The organism is Pseudactinotalea sp., from assembly GCF_048594945.1.
Lineage (GTDB): Bacteria > Actinomycetota > Actinomycetes > Actinomycetales > Beutenbergiaceae > Pseudactinotalea.
Window position 1 is genome coordinate 1 of record NZ_JBMDXJ010000396.1, and the last position, 1,747, is coordinate 1,747.

Annotated in this window: 1 protein-coding gene and 1 pseudogene; one reads left to right on the plus strand and one right to left on the minus strand. The window is 71.2% G+C overall.

The window, feature by feature from the left end:
- Window positions 1-118 precede the first annotated feature (118 nt).
- Window positions 119-1,240: a methyltransferase domain-containing protein gene (locus ACOJSN_RS17910; protein ID WP_420113851.1), complete on the minus strand. Its 1,122-nt coding sequence runs from the start codon at window positions 1,238-1,240 to the stop codon at window positions 119-121.
- Window positions 1,241-1,379: 139 nt separating this feature from the next.
- Here ACOJSN_RS17910 and ACOJSN_RS17915 point away from each other — a divergent pair.
- Window positions 1,380-1,747, plus strand: a pseudogene (locus ACOJSN_RS17915) (hypothetical protein); the annotation flags it as partial.

Consider the following 1,747-nt stretch of genomic DNA (forward strand, 5'->3'; position numbering starts at 1 on the left):
CCGGCCGCGCTCGCTCCCGGTCAGGTGCTCGGCGTCGGGCCTGTCGCCGTGACGGACCCGGACTCCTGGTCTCCCACGTCGTTCTCCGCTCCCGCCCTTCACCTCGCTTCCTGGAACGTCACGGGCAACGCCTCGGGTTGAGCCTCGCTCGCTCCAGCAGTACCAGCACCTCGGCGTGGTGGTTGTGGGGGAACATGTCGAACAGGCGGGCTCGGACCGGCCGCAGACTCGGCATCGCCGTGAGATCGCGCGAGAGCGTGGTGGGGTTGCAGCTGGAGTACAGCACGTGTCGCGCCTGCGCGCGCTCGAGCCGATCCGCGAGGTCGCCGATGCCCCGCCGCGGCGGGTTGACGACCACGAGGTCGGTGTCGAGGTACTCGGCTGCCGTGGCGTCGCCCACCTCGAACCGGACCGAGGTGCCGAGACGCTCGGCGGCCAGTCGGGCGCCGTCGACCGCCTCCGCGCTCACCTCGACCCCCACCACCTCCCGGCCCGGCTGCGCGAGGTGCAGGGCGAACCCGCCCACGCCGCAGTACAGGTCGGCCACGCTCCCCGGCGACACCTTGCTCGCCCACGCTGCGGCCTCGCGGTACAGGCCCGCCGCGACCGTGCTGTTCGTCTGGAAGAACCCGCCCGGCCGCAGCAGCAGGTCGATCCCGTTCAGCCGCATCGTGAGCACCTGCGTCTCGGTGAGTGGGATCTCCTCGGCCCCCTCGGTGAGCGCGACGTGCGCGGGCCGCAGGTTCGCGCTGATCACCACGGCGTTCGGCAGCTGCTCCTGCAGCCAACCCACGTGCTTGCGCAGCCGGGGCAGCGCCTCGGTCGAGCGCAGCACGAACCGCACCATCAACTCGCCCGCCGGCGAGCGCGTCACCAGCACGTGCTTCAACTCGCCACGCCGCTGCGGCACCGAGTACGGGGTCAGCCGCGCGCGCGTGATGAACTCCCTCAGCACCGGCAGCGCCGCCACGATCGGGGCCACATGCAACGGGCAATCACTCAGATCGACACCCGACCCGCCGCCGTCGAGAATCCCGAGAGTCGGCTCCTCGACCGACCCGGCCACCACCATCTTCGCCTTGTTCCGGAAGCCGGCCTCAGGGCCCCTGAAGGGGGCCTCGAGAGCGTGCCCGACGGCGTCGCTCGCCTCCCGCTGCTTGCTCGCCACCTGTTCGGGGTAGGGCACCTCCAGCAGCGTGCACGAGCGGCAGCTGCCGGCGTGGTAGTACGTGCAATCCATCGTGGGCACAGCCTGACCCCTCGCTGAGTTCGTGGCAAACGCTCGGGCCGCGCGCTGGAGCAGGGTGATGGACGGATGTGTCATCGTGGAGGCTTCGCTGCCCGCCAGGTCGGCATCACGAAACGGACTTCGCTTCACCATGCGCACGACGTCGATCATCCGGATCCTTGCCACCGCCGGCGTCGCCCTCACGCTGGGGCTGACCGCGTGCAGCGGCGATGGGCCGGACGCGCCCCAGCCGACCAGCCCGACAGCCACCGAGCCTGCGCCGGAACCGACTGAGACGACCGAGCCTGTCCCGGAGCCGACCGAGACCACCGAGCCCACTGCAACCGACATCGACGGCGTGTGGTGCCCGACGCCTGAGAGCGCTGCGGGCGCCGGTTGCGTGCGGGTCGAGCTGCCGAACGCCACGTACGACGACGGCACGGTCGTCGACATCACTGCGCACGGCAGCCCGACCGAGGTCGACGGCGGCTTCTCGTTCTCGATGAGCGACGGGCCGTT